This window comes from Nocardioides ungokensis (assembly GCF_013466985.1).
Taxonomy (GTDB): domain Bacteria; phylum Actinomycetota; class Actinomycetes; order Propionibacteriales; family Nocardioidaceae; genus Nocardioides; species Nocardioides ungokensis.
Map to the genome: position 1 here is coordinate 2270589 of NZ_CP059164.1, position 15975 is coordinate 2286563.

Consider the following 15975-nt stretch of genomic DNA (forward strand, 5'->3'; position numbering starts at 1 on the left):
CACCCTCTCGGGCGCACGATGGGAGGACTGTCGGCGGCGCGTGTCATTGTTGGCACGTTCTCATCCGATGCCGACCTATGCCAGGCCTAACTTTTGCAGGGGATCGCCAGTGGCGGAGCAGCTGATCATCCGGGGGGCCCGGGAGCACAACCTCAAGGACGTCTCCCTCGACCTGCCCCGTGACTCCCTCATCGTCTTCACCGGACTGTCCGGGTCCGGCAAGTCCTCGCTCGCGTTCGACACGATCTTCGCCGAGGGCCAGCGCCGCTACGTCGAGTCGCTGTCCGCCTACGCGCGTCAGTTCCTCGGCCAGATGGACAAGCCCGACGTCGACTTCATCGAGGGCCTCTCGCCCGCGGTGTCGATCGACCAGAAGTCCACCTCCAAGAACCCCCGCTCCACGGTGGGGACGATCACCGAGGTCTACGACTACCTCCGGCTCCTCTACGCGCGTGCCGGCCGGGCGCACTGCCCCACCTGCGGCGCCCCCATCGAGCGGCAGACCCCCCAGCAGATCGTCGACCGGATCCTGTCGCTGGAGGAGGGCCGCCGCTTCCAGGTCCTCGCGCCGGTCATCCGCGGCCGCAAGGGGGAGTACGTCGAGCTCTTCCGCCAGCTCCAGACGCAAGGCTTCTCGCGGGCCCGGGTCGACGGCGAGACCCACACCCTCGACGACCCGCCGAAGCTGGACAAGCAGAAGAAGCACACCATCGAGGTCGTCGTCGACCGGCTGGCGGTCAAGGAGTCCTCGAAGCGGCGGCTCACCGACTCGGTCGAGACTGCGCTCAACCTCGCCGGCGGGCTGGTGCTGTTCGACTTCGTCGACCTCGGCGCCAAGGACCCGGGCCGCGAGATGAAGTTCAGCGAGAAGATGTCGTGCCCCAACGACCACGCGATCGACACCGACGAGCTCGAGCCGCGGTCGTTCTCGTTCAACTCGCCGTTCGGTGCCTGCCCCGTGTGCCACGGCCTCGGCACCCGCATGGAGGTCGACCCCGACCTCGTGGTGCCCAACCCGCAGGCCACGCTGGGCGAGGGTGCCATCCAGCCGTGGAGCCAGGCCCACGTGGCCGACTACTTCCTGCGCCTGATGGGCGCCCTGGGCGAGGAGCTCGGGTTCGACCTCAACACGCCGTGGGAGGACCTCGGCGCCAAGGCGCAGAAGTCGCTGCTCGACGGACACCCCACCAAGGTGCACGTGGTCACCCGCAACCGCTACGGCCGGCAGCGCGCCTACTACGCCGAGTTCGAGGGCGTCCGCGGCTACATCGAGCGTCGCCACCGCGAGGCAGAGTCCGACACCAGCCGCGAGCGGTTCGAGGGCTTCATGCGCGAGGTGCCCTGCCCGGCGTGCAGCGGCAGCCGCCTCAAGCCGGTGTCGATGGCTGTCACCCTGGGCGCGCGCGACGCAGGCGGCAAGAACATCGCCGAGGTCTGCGCCCTGCCGATCAACGAGACGGCCGACTACCTGCGCAACCTCGACCTGAGCGCCCGCGAGCGCCAGATCGGCGAGCGGGTGCTCAAGGAGATCCAGGAGCGGCTGAACTTCCTGCTCGACGTCGGTCTCGACTACCTCTCGCTGGACCGGCCCTCGGGCTCGCTCAGCGGTGGCGAGGCCCAGCGCATCCGGCTCGCGACCCAGATCGGCGCCGGCCTGGTCGGCGTGCTCTACGTGCTCGACGAGCCGTCGATCGGTCTGCACCAGCGCGACAACCACCGGCTGATCGAGACGCTGGTGCGGCTCAAGGAGCTCGGCAACACCCTGATCGTCGTCGAGCACGACGAGGACACCATCCGGGTGGCCGACTGGATCGTCGACATCGGTCCGGGCGCCGGCGAGCACGGGGGACAGGTGGTCCACAGCGGGAAGGTGGCCGACCTGCTGACCCACCCCGACTCGATGACCGGGCAGTACCTCTCCGGCCGGCGCGAGATCCCCGTCCCGGAGGTCCGGCGACCGCGGACCAAGGGCCGCGAGCTCACCGTCCACGGGGCCCGCGAGCACAACCTTCGCGACGTCGACGTGACGTTCCCGCTGGGGCTCTTCGTGGCGGTCACGGGAGTCTCCGGCTCGGGCAAGTCGACGCTGGTCAACGACATCCTCTACACCTCGCTGGCCAAGCAGATCTACAACGCCCGGGCGGTCCCGGGCCGGCACAAGAAGATCAGCGGGCTCGAGCACGTCGACAAGGTCATCCACGTCGACCAGTCGCCCATCGGACGCACCCCGCGCTCCAACCCGGCGACGTACACCGGGGTGTTCGACCACATCCGCAAGCTCTTCGCGGCGACCCCCGAGGCCAAGATGCGGGGCTACCTGCAGGGCCGCTTCTCGTTCAACGTCAAGGGCGGGCGCTGCGAGGCGTGCGCCGGCGACGGCACGATCAAGATCGAGATGAACTTCCTGCCGGACGTCTACGTCCCCTGCGAGGTCTGTCACGGGGCGCGCTACAACCGCGAGACGCTCGAGGTGCACTACAAGGGCAAGACCATCGCCGAGGTCCTCGACATGCCGATCGAGGAGGCCGCCGACTTCTTCGCGGCGGTCCCGGCGATCGCCCGGCACATGAAGACCCTCTGCGAGGTCGGGCTGGGCTACGTCCGGCTCGGCCAGCCGGCCACCACGCTCTCGGGCGGCGAGGCGCAGCGGGTCAAGCTCTCCTCGGAGCTGCAGAAGCGCTCGACGGGCCGCACCGTCTACGTCCTCGACGAGCCGACGACCGGCCTGCACTTCGAGGACATCCGCAAGCTCCTGCTGGTCCTGGGCCGGCTGGTCGACTCCGGCAACACGGTCCTGGTGATCGAGCACAACCTCGACGTCATCAAGACCGCCGACTGGTTGGTCGACATGGGCCCCGAGGGCGGCTCGCGTGGCGGCCTGGTGGTCGCGGAGGGCACCCCCGAGGCGGTGGCCGCCGTGCCGGAGAGCTACACGGGCCAGTTCCTGGCACCGATGCTGGACGGTCGCGAGGCGAAGCAGCCGACCCGACGGCTCTCCGCGCAGGCGGCGCCACCACCGCCCGGGGCGCGCAAGGCGGCCGCGAAGAAGGCGCCGGCCAAGCGGTCCGCCGCGAAGAAGACGACAGCCCGGAAGTCGGCCCCGAAGCCGCGACCGTAGGGTGGCGGGCGACCACCCGCGCGACGAAAGGGAATCACCGTGACCGAAGGACTCAGCCGCCGCCGTGCGCTGACGGGTGCCGCCACGGTGGGACTCGGACTGCCGCTGCTGGCCGCCTGCGGCGGAGGCAGCGCGGACGGGTCCCCGGGCTCGGGCGCGTCCGGCGGATCGGGGGCCTCAGGGGCCGACCTCGGGTCGACCTCGGACATCCCGGTCGGGGGTGGCACCGTCTTCGCCGACCAGAAGGTCGTCGTGACGCAGCCGACCCAGGGCGACATCCGGGCCTTCTCGGCGATCTGCACCCACCAGGGCTGTCCGGTGTCCAAGGTGACGGACGGGACCATCGTCTGCCCCTGCCACGGCAGCATGTTCTCGATCGAGGACGGCTCCGTGCAGGGCGGTCCCGCCCCCTCGCCCCTCCCCAAGGTCGAGGTCACCGTCAAGGGCGGCGAGATCAGCCTGGCCTGACGGCCTCCGCGCGGCACGAGTCGCGCCAGCGCCGGTCGCGGGGGGAGTGGCGCCGGTCGAGCCGGGTGTCGAGCAACCTCCGCGCCTCGTCCAGCCGGCCTGCGCGCAGGAGGGCAGCGATGCGCGTCTCCTCGACGATCTCGCGCTGGGCGTCGGAGCCGCCGAGCCGGGGGAGCCCCGAGGTCAGGGAGGCGAGGGCGTCGGCGGCGGCCGAGCACGACCCGGCCTGCATCAGGGCCAGGGCCCGGACCAGTGGCGCGACGACGTCGCGCTGGGTGGGATGGGTGTGCGTCTCCGCCCAGCCGGCGAGCCCGGCCAGCCCCGGTCCGTCGTCGAGCGCCAGCAGGGCGACCGCCGCGTGCAGCGCGAGGAACGGCGTGGCCGGCCGGGCCAGGACGTCGCGACCGGCCGCGGTGGCGACCGCCTGCATGCCGGGCACGTCGGTCGCGCCCGGGGTCAGGGCCCAGCGGTAGAGCAGTGATCCGGTGTCCACCAGCGCCCGGCAGCCCAGCACGCCCTCCGGCTGCAGCTGTCCGTCGTAGCGCGTGCGCACGGCGTCGAGGTCCCCGAGCGACAGCTCGTGCAGGGCCGCGTGCCAGGAGAAGTGGCTGAGGCTGTCGGTCGCGGCGCCCGCGCCGGTGACCCACGCGTCCATCCAGGACAGGCCGGCCACGTGGTCGCCGGTCTCGTAGTGCGCGTGCGCCCGCGCGTGAGCCGAGTGGCCGGCGCCCGGCTCCTCGGCCAGCGAGCGGCAGGAGAGCGACATCGCCTCGTCGAAGCGACCCTGCTCCTGGCGGACGAAGGCGAGCAGTCCGGTGAACCACCAGTCCTCGCCGTACGCCGGGATCGCGTGCTCGACGATCGCCCAGGCCTCGGCAGGCACCTCGGTCACCCCGGCGAACGCGATGGTCGGCACGGCCGTGGACAGGAGCAGCGCGTCACGGGGGTGGGCCCGAAGGTGGGCGACGAGGGGACGGGAGTCGCCTCGCAGGTGGGCGTCGACGGCGTGCACGTGGCTGCGCTCGCGGTCCGTGGCCCGGCCGGCCTGGAGCAGGGCGTCGCGCAGCCGGGCGGCCACGTCGACGGGTGCGCACATCTCGTGCCCGAGCAGCGCCAGCGCGGCGTGCCCGAGCGCGAACGTCGGGTCGAGGACCACCGCGGTGGCCACCGACTCGACCGCGCCCGTGCGCAGGCGGAGCAGCTCGCCGATGCCGCGGTTGTACGCCGCCGCGGCCTCGGGGCTCGTGGTCAGGCGGTATCCGTAGCGGTCGCGACACGACATAAAACCAGAGTAAGTCACTGAACAATGATTCCCGGCGTGCGTGCTGGCGTTTCCATCATGGTGCCGGATCTGGCCGCCCGGCCTCCCGTGCCGAACGACCCCTCTTGGTTTGGCCCTCTTGTTGTCGGCGGTGTCCCCGCCGGACCGTAGGGTTGCCCCGTGCCTGCTCGCTCACCGCGTTCCGCTCGGGGACCGCTGTCCTACCGGCCCGAGCCGGGGTCGATCCCGACCCAGCCGGGGGTCTACCGGTTCCGGGACGCCAAGGGCCGGGTCATCTACGTCGGCAAGGCCAAGAACCTGCGCGCCCGGCTGTCGTCGTACTTCCAGGACATCGGCAACCTGCACCAGCGCACCGCCACGATGGTGACGACCGCGGGCAGCGTCGAGTGGACCGTGGTCAACACCGAGGTCGAGGCGCTCCAGCTGGAGTATTCCTGGATCAAGGAGTACGACCCGCGCTTCAACGTGAAGTACCGCGACGACAAGTCCTACCCGTGGCTCGCGGTCACGGTCGGCGAGGAGTTCCCGCGGGTCATGGTCGGTCGGGGTGCCAAGCGCAAGGGCACCCGCTACTTCGGCCCCTACAGCCACGCCTGGGCGATCCGGGAGACGGTCGACATCCTGCTGCGGGTCTTCCCGATGCGCTCGTGCAGCAACGGCGTGTTCAGCGCTCCGCCCAGATCGGCCGCCCCTGCCTCCTCGGCTACATCGACAAGTGCTCGGCGCCGTGCGTCGGCAAGGTGAGCCCCGAGGAGCACCGCGCGATCGTCGACGACTTCTGCGACTTCATGGGCGGGCAGACCCGGCCCTTCATCCGTCGCATCGAGAAGGAGATGTACGCCGCCTCCGAGGCGCTCGACTTCGAGAAGGCGGCGCGGCTCCGCGACGACCTCGGGGCGATGGAGCGCGCACTGGAGAAGCAGGCCGTGGTGCTCGGCGACGGGGCGGACGCGGACGTGATCGCCCTGGCCGAGGACCCGCTCGAGGTGGCGGTCCAGGTCTTCTACGTGCGCGGCGGCCGGATCCGCGGCCAGCGCGGCTGGGTGGCAGACCGCGTCGACGAGGGCGGCACGCCCGAGCTGGTCGAGGACTTCCTGCTGCAGCTCTACGCCGGCGACGCGGACACGATTCCCCGCGAGATCCTGGTGCCGGCGCTGCCCCCGGACCTCGCGACGTTCGAGCAGCTGCTCGGCGACCTGCGGGGCAGCCGGGTCGCGATCCGGGTGCCCCAGCGCGGCGACAAGAAGACGCTGCAGGAGACCGTGGCCCGCAACGCGCTCCAGGCGCTGGCGCTGCACAAGACCAGGCGGGCCAGCGACCTGACGACCCGCAACCGCGCCCTGGAGGAGATCCAGACGGCACTGGAGCTCGACGAGGTGCCGCTGCGCATCGAGTGCTACGACGTCTCCAACCTCCAGGGCACCGAGGTGGTCGCGTCCATGGTGGTCTTCGAGGACGGCCTGGCCCGCAAGAGCGAGTACCGCCGGTTCGTGATCAAGGGCGTCGACGGCCAGAACGACGTCGCGTCGATGCACGAGGTGATCACCCGTCGGTTCCGCCGGCTGCTCGACGAGCAGGCCCGCTCCGAGACCGTCGAGGGCGAGGGCGGGCCGATGCTGGTCGACCCCGAGACCGGCAGGCCGCGCAAGTTCGCCTACGCACCGGGCCTCGTCGTCGTCGACGGCGGCCCGCCGCAGGTGGCCGCCGCCCAGCGGGCGCTGGACGAGCTCGGCATCGACGACATCCCGGTGTGCGGCCTGGCCAAGCGCCTGGAGGAGGTGTGGTTGCCCGGCCAGGAGGACCCGGTCATCCTCGCCCGCTCCTCCGAGGGGCTCTACCTGCTCCAGCGGGTCCGCGACGAGGCTCACCGGTTCGCGATCACCCACCACCGCTCGCGGCGGTCCAAGACCATGGTCGAGAGCCTGCTCGACGACGTACCGGGCCTCGGCGAGGTCCGCCGCAAGACGCTGCTCAAGCACTTCGGCTCGCTGAAGAAGCTGCGCGAGGCGAGCGTCGAGGAGATCGCCACCGTGCCCGGGATCGGCACGCGCACCGCCACCGCAATCAAGGAAGCGGTCGCGGTCAACGCCACCAAGGCTGGCCCCCGGGTCAGCGTCAACACCGCCACCGGCGAGATCGAGGAGTCCTGATGACGACAGGCGACACCCATCGCGGCGAGCTGGTCGTGGTGACCGGCATGACGGGTGCCGGCCGCAGCACGGCGGCCAAGGAGCTGGAGGACCTCGGCTTCTACGTGGTCGACAACATGCCGCCCAGCCTGCTGCGCGACGTCGTCCGGCTGGTCGACGAGAGCCGCGGCACCGAGCAGCCGATCGCGGTGGTGGTCGACGTGCGCTCCGGCTCCTTCTTCCAGTCCCTGCAGGCCAACCTGGCCCTGGGGGCGACGGGGCGGCGCACCACGCTGGTCTTCCTCGAGGCCGGCGACGACGTCCTGGTCCGGCGGCAGGAGGCGGCGCGCCGCCCACACCCGTTGCAGGCAGGCGGTCGCCTGCTCGACGGTCTCCACCGGGAGCGCAAGGTCCTCGCCGACCTGCGCAGCGAGGCGGACCTGGTCATCGACACGACCTCGCTGAACGTCCACCAGCTCACCGACCGGATCGCGGAGGCGTTCGGCACTCCCGACACGATCCGGCTCAACGTCACCGTGACGAGCTTCGGCTTCAAGTACGGCATCCCGGTGGACGCCGACTTCGTGGCCGACATGCGCTTCCTGCCCAATCCGTTCTGGGTGCCCGAGCTGCGGCCCGGCACCGGTCGCGACCCGGAGGTCTCCGACTACGTGATGAGCCGGCCGGGTGCGGCGGAGTTCCTCGACGGCTACGTCCCGGTGCTCCTGGGGGTCGCCGAGGGCTACCTGCGCGAGGGCAAGCGCTTCATGACCGTCGCCGTCGGCTGCACCGGTGGCAAGCACCGCAGCGTGGCGATGACCGAGGAGATCGCCCGCCGCCTCCGGGACCGTGGCTACCTCGCCCGGGCCACCCACCGCGACCTCGGGCGCGAGTGATGTCCGACCGCGCCCAGTCCGCCGTGGCCCTCGGAGGCGGCCACGGCCTGCACACGTCCCTCCAGGCGCTGCGCCACCTCGTCGACGACCTGGTGGTCGACGACCTGTCCGCGATCGTGACCGTCGCCGACAACGGCGGGTCGTCAGGCCGGCTGCGCGGGGAGTTCGGGGTGCTACCGCCGGGTGACCTGCGGATGGCGCTGGCCGCCCTCTGCGGCGAGGACGCGTGGGGGGCCACCTGGGCCCGCGTGCTCCAGCACCGGTTCGCCGGTGAGGGGGAGATGCGCGGCCACGTCGTCGGCAACCTGCTGATCGTCAGCCTCTGGGAGCAGCTCGGCGACCACGTGCAGGCGCTGGACTGGGTGGGCCGGCTGCTCGGAGCCTCCGGACGGGTGCTGCCGATGGCGCTCACGCCGCTCGACATCGCCGCCGAGGTGCGCGGCCTGGACCCGGCCGACCCGTTGGCACTGACCACCGTCCGGGGGCAGGTCGAGGTGGCCACCACCGAGGGCGTGATCACCTCCGTGCGGCTGGAGCCGGAGCCGGTGGCCTGCCCCGAGGCGGTCGCGGCGATCCTGGCGGCCGACTGGGTGGTGCTCGGTCCCGGGTCGTGGTTCAGCTCGGTGATCCCGCACCTGGTCGTCCCCGAGCTCCGGGAGGCGCTCGTCCGGACCGACGCCCGGCTCGTCGTCGTGCTCAACCTCGCCGAGCAGGCGGGGGAGACGCACGGCCTCGGCCCGGAGGAGCACCTCGCCGTGCTCTCCGAGCACGCGCCGGACCTGAAGATCCACACGGTGCTCGCCGACCCCTGCACCGTGACGGACCTCGCCGGCCTGGAGCGGGCCGCGGCGTCGTACGGCGCCGCGCTGGTGGTCGAGCACGTCGCCATGGACGACGGGTCTCCCCGGCACGACGTGACGAGGCTCGCAGCGGCCTACGAGCGGATCATGGCCCGCGGCTGACGCGCCCGGCGCCGGCTCCGACGGGAGGTGTCGAGGGTGATTGACGCGCGTGTAAGGATTCCGGCATGGCGATGACGGCACAGGTGAAGGCGGAGCTGTCCAGCACCCAGATCACGAAGACCTGCTGTCGCAAGGCGGAGGTCGCGTCCATGCTGCGCTTCGCCGGCGGACTCCACATCGTGAGCGGCCGGATCGTGGTCGAGGCGGAGCTGGACACGGGCGCCGCGGCCCGGCGGGTGCGCAAGGACATCGCGGACGTCTACGGCCACCAGTCCGACGTGGTGATGGTGCAGGGCAACGGCATCCGCAAGGGGAGCCGCTACATCGTGCGCATCGTCAAGGACGGCGAGGCGCTGGCGCGGCAGACCGGCCTGCTCGACCAGCGCGGTCGCCCGGTCCGGGGGCTCCCGCCGGCGGTGGTCTCCGGCGGCGGCTGCGACGCGGTCGCCGCCTGGCGAGGGGCGTTCCTCGCGCACGGCTCGCTCACCGAGCCGGGCCGGTCCTCGGCGCTGGAGGTCACCTGTCCCGGCCCCGAGGCAGCGCTGGCGCTGGTGGGTGTGGCCCGCAGGCTCGGCATCCAGGCCAAGGCCCGCGAGGTGCGCGGCGTCGACCGCGTGGTGATCCGCGACGGCGACGCGATCGGCCAGCTGCTGACGCGGCTCGGCGCCCACGAGTCGCTGATGGCCTGGGAGGAGCGTCGGATGCGGCGCGAGGTCCGGGCGACGGCCAACCGGCTCGCGAACTTCGACGACGCCAACCTGCGCCGGTCCGCTCGGGCCGCCGTGGCGGCGGGCGCCCGGGTGGAGCGGGCGATGGAGATCCTCGGCGAGGAGGTCCCGGACCACCTCCGGCTGGCCGGCCACCTGCGCCTGGAGCACAAGCAGGCATCGCTGGAGGAGCTCGGCCAGCTGCACGACCCGGTGCTGACCAAGGACGCGATCGCGGGCCGGATCCGCCGGCTGCTGGCGATGGCCGACAAGCGCGCCGAGGAGCTCGGCATCCCCGACACCGAGGCCTCGCTGACCCCCGAGATGCTCGCCGACGAGGGCTGAGGATCCCCGTACGGCGGGTGTGACGCCGGTTACCGGCACGTACCCCGGGACGAGGACGCGCCTGCACCGGACGTAGCGATAGGGTCGACGACGCGGGTGCCACCGTGTCCGACGGGGCCCGCCCCCATGCTCATCGCAAGTGTCCGTCCGAGAAGCAGGAGCCAGCTGTGACTGTTCGCGTAGGTATCAACGGATTCGGCCGCATCGGCCGCAACTTCTTCCGCGCCGTGCGCGCGTCCGGCCTCGACATCGAGATCGTCGCGGTCAACGACCTGACCGACAACAAGTCCCTCGCCCCGCTGCTCAAGTTCGACTCCATCCTGGGTCGACTCGATGCTGACGTGACGGCCACGGCCGACGAGATCCGGGTCGGGGACCAGGTCATCAAGACCTTCGCGGAGCGCGACCCGGCCAACCTCAAGTGGGGCGACCTCGGTGTCGACGTCGTCGTGGAGTCCACCGGCTTCTTCACCGACGCGACCAAGGCGCGCGCCCACGTCGACGCGGGCGCCAAGAAGGTCATCATCTCCGCGCCGGCCTCCAACGAGGACATCACCGTCGTGATGGGTGTCAACCACACCGACTACGACGCCTCGCAGCACACCGTGATCTCCAACGCCTCGTGCACGACCAACTGCCTCGCTCCGATGGCGAAGGCGCTGAACGACGAGTTCGGCATCGTCAAGGGCCTGATGACGACGGTGCACGCCTACACCGCCGACCAGAACCTCCAGGACAACATCCACAAGGACCTGCGTCGCGCCCGCGCGGCCGCGATCAACGTGGTGCCGACCTCGACGGGCGCCGCCAAGGCGATCGGCCTCGTGCTCCCCGAGCTCAAGGGCAAGCTCGACGGCTACGCCCTGCGCGTCCCGGTGCCGACCGGCTCGGCCACCGACCTCACCTTCGAGGCCGGCCGCGAGACCTCGGTCGAGGAGGTCAACGCCGCCGTGGAGAAGGCCGCCGACGGCCGCTTCCTGAGGTACTCGACCGACCCGCTGGTGTCCTCCGACATCGTCACCGACCCGGCGTCCTGCATCTTCGACGCGCCGCTGACCAAGGTCATCGGCAACCAGGTCAAGGTCGTCGGCTGGTACGACAACGAGTGGGGCTACTCCAACCGCCTCGCGGACCTCATTTCCTACATCGGCGAGACCCTCTGACGCATGAGTGGCATCGACTCCCTGGGTGACCTGCGGGGGAAGCGGGTCCTGGTCCGCTCCGACCTCAACGTCCCCCTCGACGGCACGACCATCACCGACGACGGCCGGATCCGCGCCAGCGTCCCGACCATCCGCGCGCTGGCCGACGCCGGCGCGCGGGTGGTCGTGACCGCGCACCTCGGCCGGCCGAAGGGCGAGCCCGACCCGGCGTACTCGCTGGCCCCCGTGGCTGCCCGCCTCGGCGAGCTGCTCGGCACGGAGGTGGCCTTCGCGTCCGACACCGTCGGCGACAGCGCGAAGCAGACCGTGGAGGGGCTGCAGGACGGCCGGGTGGCGGTGCTGGAGAACGTCCGCTTCAACGCGGGGGAGACCAGCAAGGACGAGTCCGAGCGCGGTGCCTTCGCCGACCAGCTCGCCGCGCTCGCGGACGCCTTCGTCTCCGACGGGTTCGGGGTGGTGCACCGCAAGCAGGCGTCGGTGTACGACGTCGCGCAGCGGCTCCCGCACGCGATGGGTGGCCTCGTGTCGACCGAGATCGACGTGCTGCGCCGGCTCACCGAGGAGCCCGAGCGGCCCTACGTGGTCGTGCTGGGCGGGTCGAAGGTCTCCGACAAGCTGGGCGTCATCGACAACCTGCTCGGCAAGGCCGACAAGCTGCTGATCGGCGGCGGCATGGTCTTCACCTTCCTGAAGGCCCAGGGCCACGAGGTCGGCAAGAGCCTGCTCGAGGAGGACCAGCTCGACACCTGCCGGTCCTACCTCGACCGGGCCCGGGAGACCGGCGTCGAGATCCTGCTGCCGACCGACATCGTCGTGGACACCGAGTTCCCCTCGGGGGACCACGAGCCGCAGCCGCGCGTCGTACCCGCCTCGGAGATCCCCGCGGACTGCCTCGGGCTCGACATCGGCCCGGAGTCGGCGACCGCCTTCGCCGCGGCGCTGGCGGACGCACGGACGGTCTTCTGGAACGGTCCGATGGGCGTGTTCGAGGTCGCGGCGTTCGCCGACGGCACCCGCGCCGTGGCCGAGGCGCTGACCAAGGTCGACGGCCTCTCCGTCGTGGGCGGCGGTGACTCGGCCGCCGCGGTCCGCACCCTCGGCTTCGACGAGTCCGCCTTCGGCCACATCTCCACCGGTGGTGGCGCCAGCCTCGAGTACCTCGAGGGCAGGGAGCTCCCCGGCATCCAGGTCCTGGAGGACTGAGACCCATGGCGAAGACGACCCGCACCCCGCTGATGGCGGGGAACTGGAAGATGAACCTCAACCACCAGGAAGCGGTGGTGCTGGTCCAAAAGCTCGCCTGGACCCTGACCGACAAGAAGCACGACTACGGCCGGGTCGAGGTGGTCGTGGTGCCGCCGTTCACCGACCTGCGCTCGGTGCAGACGCTCGTCGACGGTGACCGCCTCTCGGTGAAGTACGCCGCCCAGGACGTCTCCACCCACGACTCCGGCGCCTACACCGGCGAGATCTCGGCGAGCATGCTCGCCAAGCTCGGGTGCAGCTACGTCGTCGTGGGCCACTCCGAGCGGCGCGAGTACCACGGCGAGACCGACGAGGTCGTCAACGCCAAGGCGCACAAGGCGCTCGCGGCGGGGATGACCCCGATCGTCTGCGTGGGTGAGGGCCTCGAGGTCCGCCAGGCCGGCGAGCACGTGCCCCACACCGTGGGCCAGGTCGACGGTTCGCTCGCGGGCTTCAGCGCCGAGCAGGTCGCGGACCTGGTCGTCGCCTACGAGCCGGTGTGGGCGATCGGCACCGGCGAGGTCGCCACGCCGGACGACGCCCAGGAGGTCTGCGCCGCGATCCGCGGGCGGATCCGCGAGGTGCACGGCGACGCCGCGGCCGACGGTGTGCGGGTCCTGTACGGCGGCTCGGTGAAGGCGGCCAACGTCGCCGGCATCATGGCCAAGGAGGACGTCGACGGCTGCCTGGTCGGGGGCGCGAGCCTCCAGGTGGACGAGTTCGGCGGCATCTGCCGTTTCTACGACATGCCGGTCCTCTGACCGGCGCCGCGTGACGTAGGCTTTACGACTGTGACTCTCCTCTTCACCGTGTTGCTCATCGCGTCGAGCTGCCTGATGATCCTGCTGGTCCTGCTCCACAAGGGGCGCGGCGGCGGTCTCTCGGACATGTTCGGCGGCGGCGTCTCCAGCTCGCTCGGCGGTTCGTCGGTCGCCGAGCGCAACCTCGACCGCCTGACGGTCGGGATCGGCGCCATCTGGTTCGCGTGCGTGATTGCCCTGGGCCTGCTCCTGGCCTACCAGAACTGAGAAAGGGAACCTTCCGTGGCTGGTGGAGGAAACGCTATTCGCGGTAGCCGGGTGGGGGCCGGCCCGATGGGTGAGGCCGAGCGGGGCGATGCTGCGCCGCGCCAGGCGGTCACCTACTTCTGTTCGCACGAGCACCGCTCGGTCGTGACCTTCTCGGTCGAGGCCCAGGTGCCGGACTCCTGGGACTGCCCGAAGTGCGGGCTCCCGGCGGGCCGGGACGCCGAGAACGCGCCGCCGGCGCCGAAGATCGAGCCCTACAAGACGCACCTGGCCTACGTGAAGGAACGGCGCTCCGACCAGGAGGCGGCCGACATCCTCGACGAGGCGATCCAGCTCCTCCGCTCGCGGCGCAAGTCCGGCGACATCATCTTCTGACCGCCCACCTCTGGCCGCCCCCTCTGTTTGCTGGGCGCGGTCAGAGGAACGGGCGGAGCGCGTCGAGCCCAACGGTCGGCACCGTCACGGCGATGCCCTCACCGATCGCGTGGACTCGCCACTGCGCGCCGTCGCGGACGAGCTTGGCCAGGGCGAGGCCCGTCGTGGGCACGCCGGCGGTGAGCGTGTAGCGGGCGAGCTCGACGTCGTGGTCGTCGACCAGCCGGCAGTAGGCGTTGTTGATCCACTCGAGGGTGTGGCCCTGGTAGCTGCTCACCAGGAGGACGATCGTGTCGACCTTCTCGTAGACCCGGCCCAGGTCCACGGTGAGCACCTCGTCGTCACCCTGCCCTCGTCCGGTGAGATTGTCCCCGAGGTGCTCCACCGAGCCGTCGCGGGTCCGCAGGTTGTTGTAGAACGCCAGGTCGAAGAGCTGGCCGCCGGCGAACTGCACGGCGGAGGCGTCCAGGTCGATGTCGGGGGCCCCGGTGCCGATGAAGCCGGCGGTCGGCGCCTTGTCCCAGCCCAGGCCCAGCTGCAGCCGGGTGATCGGCTGGCCGTCCTCGCTGGCCAGCAGCAGGTCCTGGCCCTTCGTCAGCTCGATCATGGTCGTTCCTTCCGGCTAGAGGGCAGAGGCGGAGGCCCGGTCGAGGAACCAGATCGTCTCCTCGAGCCCCGCGACGCCCGCCGCCGGGATCTCGTGGGGATCCGCGCCGCCGACCGCGCGGGACACCGCAGCGGCCTTGGCGTCTCCGCTGACCAGGAACCACACCGAGCGGGCACGGTTCAGGGCGTCGAAGGTCAGGCTCACCCGCTCCGGCGGCGGCTTGGGGGAATCGGTGACCCCGACCGCGATCCGGTCGTGGACGTCGAGGGCGGGACTCCCGGGGAACAGCGAGGCCACGTGGCCGTCGGGCCCGACCCCCAGCATCAGGATCTCGAAGTCGCTGCTGCCGTGCTCGCGCAGGGCGGCGGAGTACGCCGCAGCGGCCGCGTCGACGTCGGCCGCGTCACCCGTGGCCGGCATCTCGTGGACGTTGGCCGGGTCGGCACCGACGGCGTCCAGGAACGCCGCCCGGGCCTGTGCCGCGTTGCGCTCGGGGTCGTCGGCGGCGACGAAGCGCTCGTCACCCCACCAGACCACGACCCGGGACCAGTCCACCTCGGCGTCCGCGGAGCGCCGAGCGACCTCGCGGTGCACCGCGTCGGCGATGGTGCCACCCGTGAGGCCGATCTGCGGGATACGTCCCGCCGCCTGCGCGTCGGCGAGCCGGCTGAGCAGCTCACCGGCCACGGATGCCGCCAGGGCCGCCGCGTCCTCGTGGACCTCGATCCGCGGACTGGTCACGAGCCCACCTTCATCTTCGAGAGCCGGCGGGCGGTGGCGGCGTACACGTCGTCCTCGTCCAGCCGGCGCAGCTCCTCGCCGAGCAGCTCGGGCAGGTCGCGCCGCTTGAGCGCGATCGGCCGGTCCGGGCGGCCGGGGGAGGTGAACGTCGCCAGCCTGCCGTCGGGCCGGGCGATGCGGATCGGCCCCTCCTTCGTCTCGAGGACGACCTCGGTGATGCCGGGGCCCTCGGAGCTGGAGCGGGCCACCGACACCTTGAGCCGATCGGCCAGCCAGGCGGCCAGCAGGTCTGCGCTGGGGCTGACTCGCTCGGCGCTGATGGCCGCACCGGTCACCTTGAGGGGGTGCTGGTCCAGCGCCGCGGCGAGCAGCGCCCGCCACGGGGTGAGGCGGGTCCACGCCAGGTCGGTGTTGCCCTTGGCGTAGGCCGAGCACTGCTGGTGGATGGCGCGCGACCGTCCCCGCTGGGCGGCAGCCGCGTCCGTGATGCGCCGCTGGGCCAGGGCACCGAGCGGATCGGCGGCCGGGTCCTGGGGCGGGTCGCACGGCCACCAGATGGCCACGGGGGAGTCGGGCAGCAGCAGCGGCAGCACCACCGACTCGGGGTGCTTGACCACCTCGCCCTTGAGCCGGATCAGGGCCGTCTCGCCGGTCCAGCCGGCCCCGGTGCCGACCTGGGCGTTGACCTGCCCGGCTCCGCGCGCGTCGCCGATGATGACCCCCAGCACCCGGGCCGGGTGCTCGTGGGAGGCGGCGCGGGCGGCCAGCATGGCCTGCTCGGCCTCGTCTTCGTCGACGACGATGATCAGTGTCATCACCATGCCCATCGCCGGGCTGCCCGCTCTGGTGCGGGCGCGGACGAACTCGGCGGCGATCGCGGCCGAGTTGGTGTCGGTGAGCTCGATCATC

Annotated in this window: 14 protein-coding genes and 1 pseudogene; 11 read left to right on the top strand and 4 right to left on the bottom strand. The window is 71.7% G+C overall.

Annotation, left to right across the window (positions count from 1 at the left end):
* Window positions 1-67 precede the first annotated feature (67 nt).
* On the top strand, window positions 68-3118 hold the full coding sequence (gene uvrA, locus H0S67_RS11160) for an excinuclease ABC subunit UvrA (RefSeq protein ID WP_425489915.1): 3051 nt from the start codon (window positions 68-70) through the stop codon (window positions 3116-3118).
* Between the two features lie 39 nt (window positions 3119-3157).
* Complete coding sequence (locus H0S67_RS11165) at window positions 3158-3586, top strand: Rieske (2Fe-2S) protein (RefSeq protein WP_246355302.1); 429 nt, start codon at window positions 3158-3160, stop codon at window positions 3584-3586.
* Here the strand turns inward: H0S67_RS11165 and H0S67_RS11170 are convergent.
* On the bottom strand, window positions 3573-4868 hold the full coding sequence (locus H0S67_RS11170; protein ID WP_180936623.1) for a tetratricopeptide repeat protein: 1296 nt from the start codon (window positions 4866-4868) through the stop codon (window positions 3573-3575). The two genes, H0S67_RS11165 and H0S67_RS11170, sit on opposite strands and share 14 nt — an antisense overlap.
* Before the next feature lie 159 nt (window positions 4869-5027).
* Between H0S67_RS11170 and uvrC the strand changes: the two are divergent.
* The 9 genes and pseudogenes from uvrC (at window position 5028) to H0S67_RS11215 (ending at window position 13718) form a co-directional block, all read left to right on the top strand.
* Window positions 5028-7018, top strand: a pseudogene (uvrC, locus tag H0S67_RS11175) (excinuclease ABC subunit UvrC).
* Window positions 7015-7893: an RNase adapter RapZ gene (gene rapZ, locus H0S67_RS11180; protein WP_425489933.1), complete on the top strand. Its 879-nt coding sequence runs from the start codon at window positions 7015-7017 to the stop codon at window positions 7891-7893. The pseudogene uvrC and the gene rapZ overlap by 4 nt, the downstream one beginning before the upstream one ends.
* On the top strand, window positions 7893-8855 hold the full coding sequence (locus H0S67_RS11185) for a gluconeogenesis factor YvcK family protein (protein ID WP_180936625.1): 963 nt from the start codon (window positions 7893-7895) through the stop codon (window positions 8853-8855). Before rapZ ends, H0S67_RS11185 begins: the two co-directional genes overlap by 1 nt.
* Window positions 8856-8920: 65 nt before the next feature.
* A complete protein-coding gene (whiA, locus tag H0S67_RS11190) occupies window positions 8921-9907 on the top strand; it encodes a DNA-binding protein WhiA (protein WP_180936626.1) in 987 nt (328 codons plus the stop codon).
* A gap of 167 nt (window positions 9908-10074) precedes the next feature.
* Window positions 10075-11070 (top strand): type I glyceraldehyde-3-phosphate dehydrogenase, encoded by a 996-nt coding sequence (gap, locus tag H0S67_RS11195; protein WP_180936627.1) that lies wholly within the window; start codon window positions 10075-10077, stop codon window positions 11068-11070.
* Window positions 11071-11073: 3 nt separating this feature from the next.
* Window positions 11074-12273, top strand: a complete 1200-nt coding sequence (locus H0S67_RS11200; RefSeq protein ID WP_180936628.1) for a phosphoglycerate kinase — start codon at window positions 11074-11076, stop codon at window positions 12271-12273.
* Window positions 12274-12278: 5 nt separating this feature from the next.
* Window positions 12279-13076 carry a triose-phosphate isomerase gene (tpiA, locus tag H0S67_RS11205; RefSeq protein WP_180936629.1) on the top strand — a complete coding sequence of 266 codons (798 nt, stop codon included), beginning with the start codon at window positions 12279-12281 and terminating at the stop codon, window positions 13074-13076.
* A 30-nt stretch (window positions 13077-13106) separates the two neighbouring features.
* Window positions 13107-13343 carry a preprotein translocase subunit SecG gene (gene secG, locus H0S67_RS11210; RefSeq protein ID WP_180936630.1) on the top strand — a complete coding sequence of 79 codons (237 nt, stop codon included), beginning with the start codon at window positions 13107-13109 and terminating at the stop codon, window positions 13341-13343.
* Window positions 13344-13358: 15 nt separating this feature from the next.
* Window positions 13359-13718, top strand: a complete 360-nt coding sequence (locus tag H0S67_RS11215; protein ID WP_180936631.1) for an RNA polymerase-binding protein RbpA — start codon at window positions 13359-13361, stop codon at window positions 13716-13718.
* A 40-nt stretch (window positions 13719-13758) separates the two neighbouring features.
* Here the strand turns inward: H0S67_RS11215 and H0S67_RS11220 are convergent, their stop codons facing one another.
* The 3 genes from H0S67_RS11220 to H0S67_RS25105 are packed head-to-tail and all read right to left on the bottom strand — an operon-like array spanning window position 13759 to window position 15974.
* The gene (locus H0S67_RS11220; RefSeq protein WP_180936632.1) at window positions 13759-14325 is read right to left on the bottom strand and encodes a TerD family protein; all 567 of its coding nucleotides are present in this window, start codon (window positions 14323-14325) and stop codon (window positions 13759-13761) included.
* A gap of 15 nt (window positions 14326-14340) precedes the next feature.
* On the bottom strand, window positions 14341-15066 hold the full coding sequence (pgl, locus tag H0S67_RS25100) for a 6-phosphogluconolactonase (RefSeq protein WP_246355304.1): 726 nt from the start codon (window positions 15064-15066) through the stop codon (window positions 14341-14343).
* Window positions 15063-15974 carry a glucose-6-phosphate dehydrogenase assembly protein OpcA gene (locus H0S67_RS25105; RefSeq protein ID WP_246355305.1) on the bottom strand — a complete coding sequence of 304 codons (912 nt, stop codon included), beginning with the start codon at window positions 15972-15974 and terminating at the stop codon, window positions 15063-15065. The genes pgl and H0S67_RS25105 overlap by 4 nt, the downstream gene beginning before the upstream one ends.
* Window position 15975: the final 1 nt, after the last annotated feature.

Excerpts from the sequence above, each read along its gene's own strand:
- H0S67_RS25105 (WP_246355305.1), bottom strand. The coding sequence starts at position 15,974 with ATGATCGAGCTCACCGACACCAACTCGGCCGCGATCGCCGCCGAGTTC.
- whiA (WP_180936626.1), top strand. The coding sequence starts at position 8,921 with ATGGCGATGACGGCACAGGTGAAGGCGGAGCTGTCCAGCACCCAGATC.
- uvrA (WP_425489915.1), top strand. The coding sequence starts at position 68 with ATGCCGACCTATGCCAGGCCTAACTTTTGCAGGGGATCGCCAGTGGCG.
- H0S67_RS11200 (WP_180936628.1), top strand. The coding sequence starts at position 11,074 with ATGAGTGGCATCGACTCCCTGGGTGACCTGCGGGGGAAGCGGGTCCTG.
- tpiA (WP_180936629.1), top strand. The coding sequence starts at position 12,279 with ATGGCGAAGACGACCCGCACCCCGCTGATGGCGGGGAACTGGAAGATG.
- H0S67_RS11170 (WP_180936623.1), bottom strand. The coding sequence starts at position 4,868 with ATGTCGTGTCGCGACCGCTACGGATACCGCCTGACCACGAGCCCCGAG.
- H0S67_RS11185 (WP_180936625.1), top strand. The coding sequence starts at position 7,893 with ATGTCCGACCGCGCCCAGTCCGCCGTGGCCCTCGGAGGCGGCCACGGC.
- H0S67_RS11220 (WP_180936632.1), bottom strand. The coding sequence starts at position 14,325 with ATGATCGAGCTGACGAAGGGCCAGGACCTGCTGCTGGCCAGCGAGGAC.